The sequence below is a fragment of the Reyranella sp. genome (assembly GCF_044224635.1).
Taxonomy (GTDB): Bacteria; Pseudomonadota; Alphaproteobacteria; order Reyranellales; family Reyranellaceae; genus Reyranella.
The window spans coordinates 1-17446 of sequence record NZ_JBGAKA010000086.1; the positions used below are offsets into that span (position 1 = coordinate 1).

Genomic DNA, 17446 nt, shown 5'->3' on the forward strand with positions numbered 1-17446 from the left:
GATGACAACTCTGTCGTGGGCGGCGACGTGCGTCCTCATGCCAGGTGACCCGCCACGATCGCCACGACCAGCAGGAGGCCCAGCCAGCCATTGGCCTTGAACTTGGCAAGGCAGTCGGCCGGGTCGTGCGGTTTCAGGAAGACGACCTGCCAGGCGAAGTGCGCGGCGATCGCGGCCAGCACGATGAAGTAGCCGGGGCCGAGCCTGGCCAGCAGGCCGGCCGCCGCCCACGCCGCCACCGCCAGCACCGCGAACAGGGTGAGCCAGCTGCGGGGCGCCGCCGCAAAGCGCCGGGCCGTCGAGAGCACGCCGACGACGGCATCGTCACGCTGGTCCTGCATGGCGTAGATCGTGTCGTAGACCATCGTCCACGCGACACCGCCGACGTAGAGCGCCACGGTGGCCCACGACAGCGTGCCGGTGACCGCGGCGTAGCCCACGAGCGCGCCCCAGTTGAAGGCGAGCCCGAGCACCACCTGGGGCCACGAGGTGATGCGCTTCATGGTCGGATAGATCAGCACCAGCCCGATCGAAGCGAGCGTCACGGCGCCGGCGAACTTGTTGAACTTGAACAGGATCGCCGCGCCGACCAGCGACTGCAGGGCCATCCAGACCACCGCCTGGCGCAGCTTGAGCTCGCCGGAGGGCAGCGGCCGGCCGCGCGTCCGCTCGACCCGAGCATCGACCTTGCGGTCGACGATGTCGTTCCAGGTGCAGCCGGCGCCGCGCGCCGCTAGCGCGCCCAGGGCGAAGATCGCCATCCAGCCCGCGATCCGCAGCCAGTCGGGCGCGGCGCCCAGGGTCACCGACCACCAGCACGGCATCAGCAGCAGCCAGATGCCGATCGGCCGGTCCCAGCGCGCCAGCCGCCCGTACGGTCGCATCCAGGGCGGCAGGTAGCGCAGCGTCCAGTGCTGGCGATTGATGTCGGTGTAGCCGGTTGTCCGGTCGGCGCTCATCGCGGCATCATGCCGTCATGGGCAAGCGAACTCCATGAGCGTGTCGCGGCTGTACGTCGAGGCCGACTTGGTAACGGGCGGCGAGGCGCCGCTCGGCGAGGCGCAGCTGCATTATCTGCGCCACGTCATGCGACGGCCCGACGGCGCGCCGCTGCGGCTGTTCAACGGCCGCGACGGCGAATGGCGCGGCACCTTCGAGGCGCGTGGCAAGAAGGCGGCGGTGGCTTTGATCGGCGAGCGGCTGCGCGAGCAGCAGCCCGAACCCGACGTCTGGCTCTGCTTCGCGCCGGTCAAGCGCGCCCGCATCGACTACATCGCCGAGAAGGCGACCGAGCTCGGCGCCGCGGCCCTGCAGCCGGTGCTGACCCGACACACCATCGTCGAGCGGGTCAACCTCGAGCGCCTGCGCGACAACGCCATCGAGGCAGCCGAGCAGACCGAGCGGCTCACCGTGCCCGAGGTGCGCGCCCCGGTCGAGCTCGCGACACTGCTGACACAGTGGCCGGCCGGGCGGCGCCTGCTGATGTGCGACGAGACCGGCGGCGGCCCGCCGATCGCCGAGGCGCTGGCCGGCCTCGATCACGAGGGCCGCGCCGCGCCGTGGGCCATCCTGGTCGGGCCGGAGGGCGGCTTCGCCGAGCAAGAGCTCGCCCTGCTTCGTCGCACACCGGCTGTGATGGCAGTCGGCCTGGGCACGCGCATCCTGCGCGCCGATACGGCGGCGCTCGCCGCCCTCACCTGCTGGCAGGCGCTGGTCGGCGACTGGCGCCATCCGACGCCGCGCCTCGCCGTCGACTACCGCACCGCCAAGACGCGCGGGTGAGACTCACTCTCCTCCCCACGCTCTGCGTGGGGAGGTGTCCGCGTCTTCGCGGACGGAGGGGTCATGAGCAACGGGACTGTGGCCCATGACCCCTCCGCCCCGTATGACGGGGCACCTCCCCAGCGAAGCTGGGGAGGCGAAGAATATGAGCGCCATCGGAGTGGCGCGCTCCCAGCCATGACCCGCTTGCGTTTGGGCCTGCCGGCGTGGGAGACCGGTTGTTGAACATCATGAACCAGTCGCGTGCTCGCGTGAGAAATGCTCATGCGGCCGCGCCGCTCCCGATTGGCAATTGGTCGTGGAGTGACGAGGGAGTCCTGAGCGCATGTCCGCACCTCCGTCCGGCGGCGGCACGCCGATCGAAAATCGGCGCCAGCTGATCGAATACTTCGCGGCCGGCAACAAGCCGCCCGCCGATTGGCGCATGGGCACCGAGCACGAGAAGTTCGGCTTCCACGCCGCCACCCTGAAGCCGCTCGCCTATGACGGGCCGGATGGCATCCGCGCCATGCTCGAAGGCCTGACCCGTTTCGGCTGGGAGCCGATGGTCGAAGGCAACAACCCGATCGCGCTGAAGCGCGGCAAGGCCAACATCACGCTCGAGCCGGGCGGCCAGTTCGAGCTCTCCGGCGCGCCGCTCGAGACCCTGCACGAGACGGCCGACGAGAACAGCCAGCACATCGACGAGGTCAAGGCGGTTGCGGGCGAGATCGGCGCCGCCTTCATTGGCCTGGGCTTCGCGCCGGAATGGACGCGCGAGGACATGCACTGGATGCCCAAGGGGCGCTATCGCATCATGCGCGACTACATGCCCAAGAAGGGCAAGCTCGGTCTCGACATGATGCTGCGCACCTGTACGGTGCAGACCAATCTCGACTTCGACTCCGAAGCCGACATGGTGAAGAAGTTCCGCGTCTCGCTGGCGCTGCAGCCGATCGCCACGGCGCTGTTCGCCATCTCGCCCTTCAAGGAGGGCAAGCCCTCCGGCTTCAAGAGCTACCGCAGCCACATCTGGACCGACACCGATCCCGACCGCTGCGGCATGCTGCCCTTCGTGTTCGAGGACGGTTTCGGCTTCGAGCGCTATGCCGACTACATGCTCGACGTGCCGATGTACTTCGTCTACCGCGACGGCAAGTACATCGACGCCTCCGGCCAGAGCTTCCGCGATTTCCTCAAGGGCAGGCTGCCGGCGCGTCCGGGCGAGCTGCCCACCATCAACGACTGGGCCGATCACGTGACCACGGCGTTTCCCGAGGTGCGGCTGAAGCGCTACCTCGAGATGCGCGGCGCCGATTCAGGGCCATTGCCGGCGCTGAACGCCTTGCCGGCCCTGTGGGTCGGCCTGCTCTACGACGCGACGGCGCTCGACGCCGCGTGGGACCTGGTGAAGGACTGGACAACCGCCGATCACGACTTCCTGCGCCGTGAGACGCCGCGCAGCGGCCTGGCGACACGCTTCCGCGATCGCAGCCTCGCCGAATGGGCGCGCGAGGTGGTCGAGATCGCCCACGCCGGTCTGCGCGCCCGCAAGCGGCTCGATGCCCACGGCAACGACGAGACGGTCTACCTGGCGCCGCTCGACCGCGCGGTGGCGTCGGGCCTGGCGCCGGCCGACGAGCTGCTGGCCAAGTGGGAGGGCGAGTGGGGGCGTTCCTTCGCGCCGCTGTTCCGCGACCACGCCTACTGAGGTATCGTCTGTTATGCTCGATCGCTGCGATCGCGTGCAGCTCGCCGTCCACGACGCCGCCAAGGCGGCGCAGCGCTTCGGCCTGCTGCTCGGCGCCGAGGTGGCGCGGCGCGACCACAGCCGCCATCTCGCCGCCCGTCGCACCGTCCTGGCGGTCGGCGAAAGCGAGTTCGAGCTGTGCGAGCCCGATGGCGCCGGGCTGACCCAGGATTTTCTCAGCCATCGAGGCGAAGGGCTGATGACGGCCGGCTACTGCACCGCCGACCTCGACGGCATGGTGAAGCGCTGGGAGGGGCTCGACGTCGCCTACGATCGCGATGCCGGCCAGCTCTACCTCGCCGCCGGCGCGACCTTCGGCCTGCCCTTGGTGATCTCCGAGAGCACCTACCGGCCACGCGTCGGGCCGGTGTCGTTCCTCTACGAGACGACCAACACGCTGGCGAGCGACTGGCGCCGCGTCGCCGCGGTCTATGCCGGCCTGTTCGGCCTCGACCCGGCGCGCTTCAGCGCCATCGGCAGCCCGCGCTTCGGCTACGTCGGCACGCTCACCCTGTTCGATCCGCCCAACCGGCTCGACCGCATCGAGCTCAGCCAGGCCACCGACGAGGTGCACGCGATGGGCCGCTTCGTGAAGAAGCACGGCGACTCGCTCTACATGTGCTACGTCGAGGTGCACGACTGGCCGGCGGTGCGCGGCCGCCTGCTCGAGGCCAACGCGCGCTACACGCCGCGCGGGTCGGATCCGGCCAGCGATCCCGACGGCGGCTGGGTGCATCCCAAGGAACTGCACGGCCTGCTGCTCGGCATCTCGCGCACCGGGCTCGCCTGGGAATGGTCGGGCCGCGAGGATCTGGTGCCGAAGCCATGAAGCGTCGACTGTTCGTGGGCACGATCGCCATGGTGTCTGTCGTCTCCGGCGCCGGCCGGGCGCAACCCGCAGACTGGCAGACCATCGTCGGCCGCGACCTGCGCTTTCGCGTCGAGATGCCGGCGCCGGCCACCGAATCGAAGGCCGCGGAGAAGGAGAAGGGCCACGACAGCGAGCGTGTCGGCTGGGCCTCCAAGCTCAACGGCGAGATGTTCGACTTCGACTATGTCGACTACCAGGCCGGCTGGTACTCCGAGCGCGACACCAAGGTGATGGCGCGCGAGCTCGGCCGCGGCGAGGCCGAGAAGGCGTTCCCGCGCGCCACCTTCAAGTACGTGCGCGACGAGCCGATCACCCTGCAGGGCTGGGACGGCTACGCCCTCGACATCGAGGACCAGGGCGGCGCCGTGGTGATGATGCGCACCTACATCGTCAAGGACCGCCTCTACCGCCTGCTCGTCACCGCCAAGAACGACGACGCCAACAAGGCCGCCGCGATGCGGTTTCTCGATTCGCTGAGGCTGGCGCAGACGAGGCAATAGTCGTTCGCCTTATCCTCCCCAGCTCTACTGGGGAGGTGTCCGCGTCATCGCGGACGGAGGGGTCGAAAGCCCCCCTGAGGCTCATGACCCCTCCATCGCCGAAAGACGGCGACACCTCCCCAGCACAGCTGAGGAGGAGAAAAAGGTCACGGCGCGATCATCCGGTACACGCGCGCGGCGGTGCCGCTGTAGAGGGCGCGCTTCTCGTCGGCGGAGGCAGCCGACGTCAGGCGCTTGAAGGCGTTCCACAGCTCGGTGTAGCCGCACGACTGCTTGTCGGGCGGGAAGTTGCTTTCGAACATGCAGCGCGCGGGGCCGAATGCCTCGATGCACGGCTCGACATAGGGCCGCCAGGTGTCGGCTAGCTCCTGCGAGCCGGGCGGCGTGTCGCGCTCGTGGAAGCCGAAGCCGAACGAGGTCATGCCGAGGCCGCCGAGCTTGATGTTGACGTTGGGACAGCTTGCGAGCTGGCCGATGCTCTTGCGCCAGGCCGGCATGATCTCGGCCGACTTGCCGGCATAGGGGCCGACGCCCAGCACGCCGCCGACATGGTCGACGATGATCGTCGTCTCGGGGAAGGCGCGCGCCAGGTCGACCAGATCGGGCAGCTGCGGATGGAAGTGCCAGGAATCGAAGGTGAGACCGAGCTTGCCCAGCTCGGCGAAGCCTTCGCGGAACTTCGGATCGAGCAGGCGATGCTGCGGGATCGGCCGCGACACGTGCTTGCCGACGATGCTGGCATCCCACGAGGTGCCGTAGCGCACGCCACGGAAGCGGCCGCCGCCGGCGGCGATCTCGGCTTCCAGCACCGCGCGCACGCGGCTGCCCAGCATCAGGTCGGCCCAGCCGATGATCGCCTCGCCGACGCGCGTCTTGCCGTATTGGCCCGAGGCGCTTTGCGCGGCGATGCCGTTCACGAACTCGACCTCGCCCACGGGGCGCATCTCTTCCGGGCCGTCGGCGCGGAACATCGCCTGGCATTCGAGGAACACCGTGGAGACGATGTTGTGGCCGCCGCCGGTATCGGCCAGCAGCTCGGGCAGGAAGTAGAGCCCGCGCACGTCGGTGTGCCAGAGATGGTGATGCGGATCGATGATCGGCAGCTCGGGCTCGAGTGCAGCCTCGCTCGGGCGCCGCGCCAGCCAGTGTGCGAGATCGGCATTGTTGCGGTGGATCAGTCCGCGATATTCCCCTTGGGCCATGGTCGTTTCCTCTGTTCTTCGGGGAGAGGAGCGTACGGCAGGAGCGGAGAGTGGAGCCATGCGGATTTGCGTATACGGGGCCGGCGCGATCGGCGGCAACTTCGCGGCGCGGCTCGCCGCTGCCGGCAATGACGTCTCGGTCGTCGTGCGCGGCACGCATCTCGAAGCCATCCGCGCCAACGGTCTCGTCCTCCATGCCGGCGACAGGACGATCGTCGCCGGGGTGCGGGCATCCGACCGGCCGGCCGATCTCGGGCCACAGGATGCCGTGCTGGTCACCATGAAGGCGTCAGGCCAGCACGCGCTCGCCCAGTCGATCGGGCCGCTGCTCGGCCCCGACACGCCGGTCGCCTTCGTGCAGAACGGCATTCCCTGGTGGTACGGGCACGGCCTCGCGCCGTCGCGCCCGCCGGCGCCCGACCTGTCGCGCCTCGACCCGGGCGGTGCGCTTGCCAAGGCGATCGGGCTGCAGCGGACCGTCGGCGCGGTGGTGACCTCGTCCAACCACGTCATGGCGCCCGGCGTGGTGCGCAACATCTCGCCCGAGCGCAACACGCTGTGGGTTGCCGAGACCGACGATCGACAAAGCCCGCGCATCCTGGCGCTGCGCGAGACCTTGAAGGCCGCCGGTATTGCCTCGCCGCCGACCACCGACATCCGCCACGACGTCTGGCACAAGCTGATGGCCAACCTCACCGGCTCGACCGTGTGCCTGATCGTGGCCCAGCCCAGCACCATCCAGGCGTCGCCGCCGGTCAACCGCCTGGTGCGCCGTGCCCACGCCGAGGCGATGGCGATCGCTGCGGCGCACGGCGTCATGGTCGACGACGATCCCGAGGTGCGCTTCGGGCCCGGGCGCGTCTATCCAGATCACCGCCCGTCGATCCTGCAGGACTACGAGCTCGGGCGGCCGATGGAGGTCGAGGCGATCGTGCGCGCGCCGCTCGCCTTCGCCCGCAGCGCCGGCCTCGACACGCCGACCCTCGACGCGATCGAAGCGCTGTGCGTCACCCTGGCCGAAGCGAAGGGCCTGTACCGCGCGTAGCGCGTTTCCAGAAGCGGCCTGTAGCCCGTTCCCGATCGGCGGAAATCTGCGTCCCGTGCGTCCCGTTACGGTCCGGGCTGGATGATCTTGCGGTCCGGGGCGCTGCGCTCGCAGATGACCGCCGGGGGCGCGCCACTCCAGGGGCGCGTCCTTCCTGTGATCAATGATGATTGCGCCACTGAAGTGGCGCCCCCAGCGCATCCTCATAGGCGGGCGGCGCCGGCCGCAGAATCACGACGTCCGGGCCAGCTCCTGGTTCGAGCGCAGCCGCTGCAGCGCTGCGCCCGCAGCGTCGAGGATCCGGTCCAGGATGATGCGGCCGTGCTCGGCGGAGGCGCCGGAGACGTCGCCGATGACGCCGCGATCGGCGATCCGCGGGTCGCCGCTGCTCCACGGCCAACTCACGCCCGAGTCGAGGATGGTGGTGCGCACGTCGGCATCGCTCACGGCCCTGGTCGCACTGGCGATGTGCTCGCGGCGCACCCGATCGGGCGCCAGGGCCAGCATGAGTGACGTCTCGTCCTTGCCGGCGTGGATCTCCGGCAGGCCGGCCGCCGGCACCGGGCTCATCAGGGCGCCGGTATGCAGCGCGCACAGGTTCAGGCCAAAATCGTCCTTGAGCTCGTAGCCGAGCACCTCGAGGATGCCGCGGTTGCCGCCGTGGCCGTTGACGATCATGAGGTTGCGCGCCGGCAAAGCGCGCGCGATCTCGCGCGCCAGCTCGCGCAGGAACGCCGTCATCCCGGTGATCGACAGCGACAGCGTGCCGGCCGCCCACGCGTGCTCGCGCGACAGGCCGATTGGCAGTGTCGGCAGCCGCCACAGGTCGAACGTATCGCCGAAGCGCGTGGTGATCGCCTCGGCCAGGCGCTCGGCCAGGATGGCATCGGTATCGAGCGGCAGATGCGGCCCGTGCTGCTCCATCGAGCCGAGCGGCAGCACCAGAACCGAACGCTCGCCGAGGCGCGAGATCTCCTCGAAGGTGAGGCTGCCGAGCACGCGATTCTTCATCGACTCAGCCCCTGACCATGCGGCGAAGGACGACGTCCTTCAGCACGACATGATGGAACAGCGCTGCCCCGATATGGAGGACGATCAGGATCAGCAACGCGAAACCGATCACCCGGTGAACCGCAAACAGGGTCTCGGAGAAGGGGCGATCGACAGGCCAGATCGGCGGCAGCTCGAACAGCCAGAACACCAGGATGGGCGCGCGATAGGCCGAGGTCGCGATCCAACCGACCATCGCCTGCAGCAACAGCAGCCCGTAGAGCGTCCAGTGGGCCACGTGCGCGATCCGGCGCTGGCCTGCCGGCACGCTGGGCGGCAGCGGCGGCGGCGGATGATTCATCCGATAGAGGAGCCGCGCCAGCACGAGCGGCAGCAGGACGGCGCCGATCGATCGATGCACGTGATAGAGCGTGTCCTGCGCCGGCCCGACGTTGGCGTTGGCCATGACAATCCCGATGGGAATCATCACGAGAACCAGCGCTGCCGTCGACCAATGGAACAGTCGGGCGATCGCCGTGTATTCCTCGGCATGATCGGACATGGGGTCCTCCTACGGCAAAGCGCTGGGAGCGCATCACTAACAAGAAGCAGACTCTTTCGCTGGGAGCGCGCCACTCCGATGGCGTTCATCCACCTCGATCACAGGTCCCATGAGCGCCATCGGAGTGGCGCGCTCCCAGCGATGAGTTCTTCCGGGGAACGCCGATATCTTGACGGCGCAGCGGTGCGCGCCCTAGTCCTCCCCATCTGCCGCCAAGGCCTCGAGCTGGTGTCCCGCACGTTCGGCCTTGGCCATCATGTAGCGGCGGTTGTCGGCGTTGATGGCCGCCTCGAGAGGCACGCGGCCGGCGAGGTCGATGCCGGTGCGTGCCAGCCCGTCGAGCTTGGCCGGGTTGTTGGTCAGCAGGAGGACCTGTCTGCAGCCCAGGAGGTCCAGCATGCGGGCGGCGATCCCATAGTCGCGCTCGTCGTCGTCGAAGCCCAGCATCATGTTGGCATCGATCGTGTCCAGCCCGGTGTCCTGCAGCGCGTAGGCGCGCATCTTGTTGGCAAGGCCGAGCCCACGCCCTTCCTGCGACAGGTAGAGCACGATGCCGCCACCGATCTCCGTCAACCGCGCCAGCGCGAGGCGAAGCTGCTCGCCGCAATCGCAACGCCGTGAGCCGAAGACGTCGCCGGTCAGGCAGGCGGAATGGATCCTCACCGGCACGGGACGTGATCGATCAGGCTTGCCAACGATCACGGCCGTGGCGGTCTCGCCGAGACCGTCGCGGAACACGACGAAGCGGGCGCGGCCGCCGGACTCGAGCGGGATGATCGCCTCGCTCGCGATGGCAACGGACGATATCGAGTCTGCCCGGAAGCCGTCGACAGCGCTTGCCTGGATCTGGACCGCCAGGCGCGACAGTCCAGGCAGCCGTTCCGCGGGCACCTCGGCCACCAGCAGGGCCGGGAGCAACTGGGCAAGTTTCATCAACCGCACACCGGCCTTCTCGAGAGCGCTCGCCGGCATCCCGCAAAGCCTGCCCATCACGACCGGGGCCTCGACGAGGTCACGGATCGCGGTCATCTCGATCGCCTCGGGCAGCTCGAGCCGCAGCGGTTCGCCGATGTCGCGGCCGATTGCGCGCGCCCGGCTTGCCGAGAGAACCAGCCGCAGCCGGCTGGGGGCGACGACCTTGGCGAAGGCGCCGAGGCTCGCGGCCTGCAGCCTCTCCGCCGGCAAAATCAGCAACGTCGCCTCGCGGCCCCCATCGGCGCCGACGATCATCACGGGTCGGCCGGCGCGCAACTCCGTCAGGCCCCGACCGATCGCAACCGTCTCGCCGGTTCCGAAGAGACTCTCGGTCGGCGAGGAGTTCCTGCCACCATTACCGTCATGCATACTCACCGCCGTCCGGGCTTTGCTGGAACGCTCGACCGCCAAGCTTAAGACCTGTCCGACACCTCACCGTACACGTTTACTTTACTGGTCCGCGTGGCAGCTCACTGCTTCGGGTATCATTACGCGATGCAGGGTCATGGATGATGGAACGTCGAGCCGCCGACTCCGTGGCGTCGTGGATCGATGTGCCGCAGCGGATACGGGCCGGCGAGGTGTTGCCGGAACCCTGGGAGACGCTGTTCGGCCCGTTGCGGGGAATCGCACCCTCCGGAACCGTGGCGGTCGGGCAGATCGGTCAGACGCTCGACGGCCGCGTTGCCACGCTGTCCGGCCATTCCCACTACATCAACGGATCGGCGGGGCTCGATCATCTGCATCGTCTGCGCGCCGTCGTCGATGCCGTCGTCGTCGGCGCCGGCACGGTGCGCGCCGATGATCCGCAGCTCACCGTGCGCCGCGTCGCCGGTCCCAATCCGGCTCGGGTGGTGCTCGATCCCAGGGCGACCCTGAGCGGGAGCGCGCGCGTCTTTGCCGCGGATGGCTCGCGTCGCATCGTCATCACCCTCGAAGGGGCGTCGTCGCAATCATCGAACGATGTCGAGGCGATCGCCCTGGCCGGATCGACGACTCATCTCGATCCGGAGGCGATCCTCGATGCCTTGTCGCAGCGCGGCTTGCGGCGCGTGCTGATCGAGGGCGGCGCCCGGACCGTGTCGCGCTTCCTGGGTGCCGGGTGTCTCGACCGGCTGCATGTCGTGGTCGCGCCGGTCATCCTGGGCTCCGGACTGCCGGGCCTCGACCTGCCGCCTGTCGTCCGCATGACCGACGCGCTGCGCCTGCCGGTCCACGCTCACCTGCTGGGCGACGAGGTGCTGTTCGATTGCGACCTGTCGGCGCGACGGGCATCGCTCGGCGCGGCGAGCAGGTCGACGTGACCGACCCTGATGCGCGAGCGATTGGCCATCAGGGCGGCGCGTCGGCTCAGCAGCCACTCGGCAACGGCCTCCGCCGGCATCTCGCCGGTTTCGCTGGCGGCGACGGCCCAGCCGGCCAGCAGGGCCTCCTGCATGACCAGATCGGCCTCGCGAATCACCCAGTCGGCATCCCCCATCTCGACGGCGTAGCCGACCTTCTCGAGGTGCGCGGCCGCTGTTCGGGCAGCTATCGGCCCGAGCGCCGGACCGAATCCCTTGTCGCGGCGCTGGTGTAAATTGACAGCGGCGATGACGGCCGCGTCGCGCGGATCGACCGGCGCGAACTCGACGCGACCGTCGTAGCTCAGGGAGGCATAGAGTGGCAGTCGGCGCGCCGCGACTTCCGTCACCAGCCGCTCCAGCCAGTCGGCGGAGACCAGGTCGAGCAGGGCCGAGGTCGTGACAAGATCGACCGGCCCGTCGAGCGCCGCTTCGAGATCGGTCACGAGATCGAGCGGCTGGACGTGCACGTTGGCAGCTGGCGGTACCCGCGCCAGCAGGCTGAGGTCGTTGTCGAACAGGCGCCACGCCTGGTGCATCGGCAGGTGGGAGCCGAGGGCGCGAAGCGTCGAGCCGGTGCCAGACGCCAAGTCCACGATCATGACCGCCGGCCGGCCGGACAGCGTGGCGACGGTGCGCCGGATCGCGCCAGCGTGCCGGGCCTGCCGGTCGAACGGCTCGCGCAGCGCCAGCCATTCGGCGGAAAAGCTCATGTGAGGCCGTCGAGCAGGCGCGCGAAGGCCTCGCCGGACTGCGCCCAGGTGGGCAGCGCCTCTGCCGCCGCACGGGCGCCCGCCGCCAGCGCGCGCCGGCTCGGCGCGTTCGTCAGGACATCCCGCAGCGCCTGCGCGAGGGCCGCGACGTCGCCGGGGGGCACGAGCCTGCTTGCGGTTATCGGTACCGTTCGCGGGATCGCGCCGCCCGTGGTGCCGATGATCGGCAGCCCATGGGCGATCGCCTCGGCATAGGCCATGCCGTAGCCCTCGAAGTGGGAGGCCAGCACGAACAGGTCCGCACCGGTGTAGAGCCCGGCAAGATGTTCCGGCGATACCGTGCCCAGGCTCGCGATCCTCTCTTCCAGTCCATGCCGCGTGATCAGGGCATCGAGACACTCGACCGTGGCTGGATCACGTCCGCGATCGCCTGCGACGGTGAGGTGCCAGTCGAGATCGGTCATGGTCGACAGGGCTTCGACCAGAATGTCGAAGCCCTTGCGCGGAACGATGGCGCCGACCGAGAGCAGGCGAAGCCGGCCGCCGTCGCTGCCCGTCGCCTGCGGCACCGGGTCGGTGCCGGGGGGAATCACCTCGAGCCTTTCGCGAGGCACGTCGAACTGATCGACCAGCAACTCCGCGGTCGCCTCGCTGGTGGCGATGACCCTGTGCGCGGCGGCGAGCGCGGTACGCTCGCTTTCGCGCAGCCGCGCGGCCACGTCCGGCGTCAGGCCGGTCTCGCAGGCCAGCGGATGATGTACCAGGGCCACCACCGGCCGAGTCGCCCGCAGCGCCGCCGCAGCCTTGGGCAGCACGCCGAACGCCAATCCGTCGATCATGATGGGCCGGCCCTCAGGCGTGAGCATGAGCTGGCGGGACGCTGCAGCCACCTGTTCGTCAGTCGGCAGGGGAAAGCCGTCGCCCAGCCCTACGACGTCGACGTGCCATCCCCCATGCCGCAACTCGAAGAGGATGCGGCGGTCGTAGCCGTAGCCCCCTGTCCGCGTCTCGAGGTCGCCGGGTATCGCGAAGGCTACGCGCTTGGCCACAACGGCGCCTCGTACCAGGCCCGCGCCACGTGCGATTCGGAGATGGTGACGCGGATCGCCTTCAGCTGGCGGCCGTCGCGTCCGAGCCTGCCGTCGCGGGCCGCCTCGGCGAGCCGGTCGTGGATGTGCCTGGTCAGGAACTCGGTCGTGGTGTTCTTCCCGGCGAACTCGGGAATTGCGTCCAGGTTCTTGTAGGTCAGGGGGCCCAGCACCGATTTCAGGACCTCGTGGGCGCGACCGATGTCGATCACGATGCCATTCTCATCGAGCGTCTCGGCAAGGAAGGCGGCATCGACCACGAAGGTCGCGCCATGCAGGGCCTGAGCCGGCCCGAACACCGCTCCCTTGAAGGAATGGGCGATCATGATGTGGTCGCGGACTTCGACGCAGTGCACGGGGCGCTTCTCCAATCATGAGTCCTCCCCAGCGTCGCTGGGGAGGTGCCCCGTCTTACGGGGCGGAGGGGTCATGAGGCAATGGGACTGGGGTTCTTGACCCCTCCGTCGCGTATGACGCGACACCTCCCCAGCGGAGCTGGGGAGGAAGGCTGAGACATTCTTCGCGTAGAGGCGCAAGAACCACAGACTCTCACGAATAGTCGATCCGCTGGCACAGGATGCCGCTCGCCGGAGCAAAGATGCCCGGCAGTCGGGCCGGCAGGTCCTCGAACGCCACCGGCGCCTCGAGCAGGACGTCGAGCCGATCGTCGGCGAGCAGGCCGAGCGCCTTCTCCAGACGGCGGCGGTAGGTCCACTCCTGGCGATGCGATGGCGCCACCATGCCGACCTGGCTCGCCACCAGCCGCAGCCGGCGGCTGTGGAAGGCGCCGCCGAGCGGCACCGGGACGAGGGTGTTGCCGTACCAGCTGAGCTCGAGAATGGTTGCCTCGTCCGCCGCCAGGCCGAGCGCCGTCGCAAGGCCCGCGCCCGTTGCGCTGGCATGAACGACCAGCGCGCAGTCCAACGGCGCCTGTGCCGGCGGCGCGAACGCGAGGCCGAGGGCAGAAGCAACGCGCCCCCGCCCGGGATCGATATCGACGAGGGTCACGCTCGCAGCCGAGAACTGTCGCAGCAGGAAACCCGTCAGCGCGCCGACCACGCCGGCGCCGACCACGGCCACGCTTTCAAACGGGCCTGGGCCGGCATCCCAGACGGCGTTCAGTGTCGTCTCCATGTTGGCACCCAGGACGGCCCGGCTCGCCGGGACGTTCGCCGGCACGGGAACGGCCGCGGCCTCGGGCACGTCGAACAGGGTCTGGTGCGGATGCAGCGTGAAGACCGTCCGCCCGCGCAGCTCGGCCGGCCCGTGCTCGACCACGCCGACGGTCGAATAGCCGTACTTCACCGGGAAAGGAAAACTCCCGGCCATGAAGGGCGCGCGCATGCGCTGGAACTCGGAGGGCGGAACGCGCCCGCTGGCGACGAGGGATTCGGTGCCGCGACTGATTGCGCCATGCAGAGCGCGGACCCGCACCGTGCCGGGCTTCCGTTGGCCCAGCGGCTCGTCGCGGAGCTCGGCCCGGCCGGCTTCGACGTACCAGAGCGCTCGGCCTGGTTCTTCCTCGCCCGTGGCGTCCCTCCTGTGGCTCAAGGCGATGTGATACCAAACGCCATGCTTCAAGCTATCATAGGTCTTCTCGGGAGATCATCAGCTTGACGCATACGCTCGACGAGCAGGCCGACCTGGCGAGCGCGCAATCCCCTGTCGACCAGACCGTGCTCGTGCGCCGGCTCGTCTTCGCGGCCCTGGCGACGGCATCCATTGGCGCGCTTCTCGTCCTGGCCGGCTTCGCCTTGTCGGCCGGAGGTTTTGGTCTGGTCGATCTCGTCCTGCTGCTGCTGTTCGCCATGACCACGCCGTGGCTCGTCATCGGCTTCTGGAACGCCGCAATCGGCTTCGTCATCATGCGGTTCGCCCGCGATCCCAGCACCTATGTCGTGCCGCAGGCCGGCCGCGCGATTCCCCCAACGGCGATCGTCGCGTCAACCGCGATCCTGATGTGCGTGCGCAACGAGCCGCCCGACCGCACGGTGCGCAACCTCGGCGCCATGATGGCCGACATCGAGGCCGCCGGATGCGCCGAGCGCTTCCATGTCTATGTCCTGAGCGACACCAGCATGCCGGACATCGCATCCGCCGAGGCGGCGGCGTTCGGCGATCTGGCGCGCCAATGGGCCGGCCGCCTTCCGCTCACCTATCGGCGGCGCGAAGCCAACACGGGTTACAAGGCCGGCAACATCCGCGACTTTCTCGAGCGATGGGGCGACGACCACGACCTCATGGTGACGCTCGACGCCGACAGCTACATGACCGCGGCGGCCATCCTGCGCATGGTGGGAATCGTCCAGGCCAATCCGACGCTCGGCATCCTGCAGGGGCTGGTTGTCGGCCTGCCGTCGACCAGCGCCTTTGCCCGCATCTTCCAGTTCGGGATGCGTCTCGGCATGCGCTCCTGGACGATCGGCAGCGCGTGGTGGCAGGCCGACTGTGGCCCGTACTGGGGGCACAACGCGGTGATCCGCATTGCGCCGTTCTGGCAGCACTGCGCCATCCCGGTGCTGCCCGGAACGGGCATCCTGCGCGGCCATGTCCTCAGCCACGACCAGATCGAGGCCGCCCTGATGCGGCGCGCCGGCTACGACGTGCGCGTGCTGGCCGAGGAGGATCTGGGTTGGGAGGAAAACCCGCCGACCCTGATCGAGTTCATCCGCCGCGATCAGCGCTGGTGCCAGGGAACGCTGCAGTACGTCTTCTTTGTCGGCACGCCGGGCCTGCCGATCGCGAGCCGCTTCCAGCTCCTCTTCGCCATGCTGATGTTCACGGGCTCGCCGGCCTGGATCGGCCTCCTGCTGGTGTCGACCGCGGCGCTGGCGGCGGCGCCGTCGCCGGCTGCCTTCATCGACCCCGATTATGGCGCGGCGCTGCTGGCCGTGATCCTCGTGATGTGGTTCGCACCGAAGATCGCGACGGTCGTCGACGTGCTGAGCCGGTCGGGCCTGCGCCGCCGGTTCGGCGGCACGTTCCGATTCCTGGCCAGCGTCACGGTGGAGACGACATTCTTCCTGTTGCTCTCGCCCATCATGTGGGTCGGGCACACGTTGCTGCTCGCCGGTCTGCCGTTCGGCCGTGCCATCGGCTGGATCGGCCAGATGCGCGACGGCCACTCGATCGCTTGGTCGACGGCCCTGCGGCAGCTCTGGCCGCAGACCCTGCTCGGCGCGGCCTGCCTTGCCGTGCTGGCGGTGACCCAGCCGGCCGCTCTGCCCTATGTCATCATCCTGCTGGCGGGCGGGCTGGTGCTGTCGGTCCCGATCTGCGTCGTCACCGCGCGTCCCTCGCTGGGGCTTGCGCTGGCGCGCCTCGGCATCGGCCGCCTGCCCGAGGAAACGGGCCCGCCGGCAGGGCTGACGCATTTGCAGCTGCCGGCCTTGAAGGCGGTCCAGTCGACCGCAAACGACTGAGCCATGCTGCCGAACCTCCGAGCCGCGCGCGGCGTGCTGCGATCCTTGCGGATCTATCATGGCGATCCGGCCCGGCATCGCGCCATGGCGGCGCTGTACGGGCAGTTCATCAGGTCGGGCGACCTGGTGTTCGATATCGGCGCCCATGTCGGCGACCGTATCCGCACCTTTCGCCGCCTCGGCGCCCGCGTCGTTGCCGTCGAGCCGCAGCCGGTGTTGCATCGCACGCTGCGGACGCTGTTCGGCCGCGACGAGGCCATCACGCTGGTTCCGTCCGCGGTCGGCCGGACGGCGGGCACGGCGACGATGATGATCAACGTCGACAATCCCACGATCTCCACGCTGTCGACGGACTTCATCGCCGCCAGCCGTGGCGCCGCGGGCTGGGAAGGCCAAGCCTGGCCGCAATCGCTCAAGGTTCCAGTCACCACGCTCGATACCCTGATCGGCGAGCATGGCGTGCCGTCCTTCATCAAGCTCGATATCGAGGGGTTCGAGGCCGAAGCGCTCGCCGGCCTGTCGCACCGCGTCGCGGCGCTGTCGTTCGAGTTCACGACCATCCAGCGCGCCGTCGGATTGGCCGCCGTCGAGCGCTGCACGGCTCTCGGCTACGCGCGCTTCGCGGCGGCTCTCGGCGAAAGCCAGGAGCTCGATGCGTGGCGCAGCGCCGCCGAGATCGCGGACTGGCTCACGATTCTGCCGCATGCGGCAAATTCCGGGGACATCTATGCGCGGAGCGAGTAGGGCGACCATCACCGCTCTGTTGGCGGCGAGCTTGGCGTTGGCCATGGTCGCTCGCGCGTCCGCCCAGACCGAGCAGCCCGTCGAGATCATCAACGACAGCACGCCGACGCGCTGCGCCGAGGAAGACAACGTCTACCTCAAGCTTCAGGCCGAGCAGGTGCGCCGCTTTCGCATCGAGGCGCGGCATCCCGCCTATGTCGGCACCATCGTCGCCGATCGCTGGGCGCCCGATTTCACCAACTGCACGATGGCGGGCGGTGCTGACTACAAGTTCGAGCGCCGCCGCCAGACGCTGTACGAGACCGAAGACTGGCAACTCGTCGGCCTGACATTCCCGAACTTCTGGCGTCCGAACAGCGTCCCGGTGCGCGTCGGACAACGAACCGAGTCAGGCTTCCATCTCCTGCAGCTCTGGACCCGCTTCCAGGAGCGCGCCGAGGAGGTCCTGGTGCTGTATCCCGCCGACGGCTACTGGCGGGC

Annotated in this window: 17 protein-coding genes and 1 pseudogene; 9 read left to right on the plus strand and 9 right to left on the minus strand. The window is 69.2% G+C overall.

Going from position 1 to position 17446, the window contains the following annotated elements; all coding sequences use genetic code 11:
- Positions 1-35: 35 nt before the first annotated feature.
- Entirely contained in the window at positions 36-959 is a 924-nt protein-coding gene (gene ubiA, locus ACILR9_RS37485) for a 4-hydroxybenzoate octaprenyltransferase (protein WP_395715105.1), read from the minus strand.
- Between the two features lie 34 nt (positions 960-993).
- Here ubiA and ACILR9_RS37490 point away from each other — a divergent pair, with 34 nt between their 5' ends.
- From ACILR9_RS37490 to ACILR9_RS37505, 4 genes are all read left to right on the plus strand, one after another.
- Positions 994-1782 (plus strand): 16S rRNA (uracil(1498)-N(3))-methyltransferase, encoded by a 789-nt coding sequence (locus ACILR9_RS37490; RefSeq protein ID WP_395715106.1) that lies wholly within the window; start codon positions 994-996, stop codon positions 1780-1782.
- Positions 1783-2107: 325 nt separating this feature from the next.
- A complete protein-coding gene (locus ACILR9_RS37495) occupies positions 2108-3472 on the plus strand; it encodes a glutamate--cysteine ligase (protein WP_395715107.1) in 1365 nt (454 codons plus the stop codon).
- Between the two features lie 13 nt (positions 3473-3485).
- Positions 3486-4340: a hypothetical protein gene (locus ACILR9_RS37500; protein WP_395715108.1), complete on the plus strand. Its 855-nt coding sequence runs from the start codon at positions 3486-3488 to the stop codon at positions 4338-4340.
- Positions 4337-4882, plus strand: coding sequence for a hypothetical protein (locus ACILR9_RS37505; RefSeq protein WP_395715109.1), 546 nt, complete (start codon positions 4337-4339; stop codon positions 4880-4882). The genes ACILR9_RS37500 and ACILR9_RS37505 overlap by 4 nt, the downstream gene beginning before the upstream one ends.
- A gap of 146 nt (positions 4883-5028) precedes the next feature.
- On the opposite strand, the gene ACILR9_RS37510 is transcribed toward ACILR9_RS37505, so the two are convergent.
- The gene (locus ACILR9_RS37510; RefSeq protein ID WP_395715110.1) at positions 5029-6084 is read right to left on the minus strand and encodes an amidohydrolase family protein; all 1056 of its coding nucleotides are present in this window, start codon (positions 6082-6084) and stop codon (positions 5029-5031) included.
- Between the two features lie 58 nt (positions 6085-6142).
- Between ACILR9_RS37510 and ACILR9_RS37515 the strand changes: the two genes are divergently transcribed.
- Positions 6143-7129, plus strand: coding sequence for a ketopantoate reductase family protein (locus tag ACILR9_RS37515; protein ID WP_395715111.1), 987 nt, complete (start codon positions 6143-6145; stop codon positions 7127-7129).
- 231 nt (positions 7130-7360) lie between these two features.
- Here ACILR9_RS37515 and ACILR9_RS37520 read toward each other — a convergent pair whose 3' ends face one another.
- The 3 genes from ACILR9_RS37520 to ribA all read right to left on the minus strand — a co-directional run bounded on the left by ACILR9_RS37520 (position 7361) and on the right by ribA (position 10067).
- Complete coding sequence (locus ACILR9_RS37520; protein ID WP_395715112.1) at positions 7361-8140, minus strand: creatininase family protein; 780 nt, start codon at positions 8138-8140, stop codon at positions 7361-7363.
- 4 nt (positions 8141-8144) lie between these two features.
- Entirely contained in the window at positions 8145-8681 is a 537-nt protein-coding gene (locus ACILR9_RS37525) for a cytochrome b (protein ID WP_395715113.1), read from the minus strand.
- A 192-nt stretch (positions 8682-8873) separates the two neighbouring features.
- Positions 8874-10067: a GTP cyclohydrolase II RibA gene (gene ribA, locus ACILR9_RS37530; protein WP_395715114.1), complete on the minus strand. Its 1194-nt coding sequence runs from the start codon at positions 10065-10067 to the stop codon at positions 8874-8876.
- 98 nt (positions 10068-10165) lie between these two features.
- Between ribA and ACILR9_RS37535 the strand changes: the two genes are divergently transcribed.
- Entirely contained in the window at positions 10166-10960 is a 795-nt protein-coding gene (locus ACILR9_RS37535) for a RibD family protein (RefSeq protein ID WP_395715115.1), read from the plus strand.
- Here the strand turns inward: ACILR9_RS37535 and ACILR9_RS37540 are convergent.
- The 4 genes from ACILR9_RS37540 to ACILR9_RS37555 all read right to left on the minus strand — a co-directional run bounded on the left by ACILR9_RS37540 (position 10876) and on the right by ACILR9_RS37555 (position 14381).
- The gene (locus tag ACILR9_RS37540; RefSeq protein WP_395715116.1) at positions 10876-11712 is read right to left on the minus strand and encodes a hypothetical protein; all 837 of its coding nucleotides are present in this window, start codon (positions 11710-11712) and stop codon (positions 10876-10878) included. The genes ACILR9_RS37535 and ACILR9_RS37540 overlap by 85 nt on opposite strands.
- Positions 11709-12761, minus strand: a complete 1053-nt coding sequence (locus ACILR9_RS37545) for a glycosyltransferase family 4 protein (RefSeq protein WP_395715117.1) — start codon at positions 12759-12761, stop codon at positions 11709-11711. Before ACILR9_RS37545 ends, ACILR9_RS37540 begins: the two co-directional genes overlap by 4 nt.
- Positions 12746-13156, minus strand: coding sequence for a 6-pyruvoyl trahydropterin synthase family protein (locus ACILR9_RS37550; RefSeq protein ID WP_395715121.1), 411 nt, complete (start codon positions 13154-13156; stop codon positions 12746-12748). The genes ACILR9_RS37545 and ACILR9_RS37550 overlap by 16 nt, the downstream gene beginning before the upstream one ends.
- A gap of 193 nt (positions 13157-13349) precedes the next feature.
- A complete protein-coding gene (locus ACILR9_RS37555; protein WP_395715118.1) occupies positions 13350-14381 on the minus strand; it encodes a zinc-binding alcohol dehydrogenase in 1032 nt (343 codons plus the stop codon).
- A 32-nt stretch (positions 14382-14413) separates the two neighbouring features.
- Here ACILR9_RS37555 and mdoH point away from each other — a divergent pair, with 32 nt between their 5' ends.
- The 3 genes and pseudogenes from mdoH to ACILR9_RS37570 form a co-directional block, all read left to right on the plus strand.
- On the plus strand, positions 14414-16222 hold the full coding sequence (gene mdoH / locus ACILR9_RS37560) for a glucans biosynthesis glucosyltransferase MdoH (RefSeq protein WP_395715119.1): 1809 nt from the start codon (positions 14414-14416) through the stop codon (positions 16220-16222).
- Between the two features lie 3 nt (positions 16223-16225).
- On the plus strand, positions 16226-16966 hold the full coding sequence (locus ACILR9_RS37565) for an FkbM family methyltransferase (RefSeq protein ID WP_395715120.1): 741 nt from the start codon (positions 16226-16228) through the stop codon (positions 16964-16966).
- Positions 16967-17009: 43 nt separating this feature from the next.
- Positions 17010-17446 (plus strand): annotated as a pseudogene (locus ACILR9_RS37570) (hypothetical protein); the annotation flags it as partial.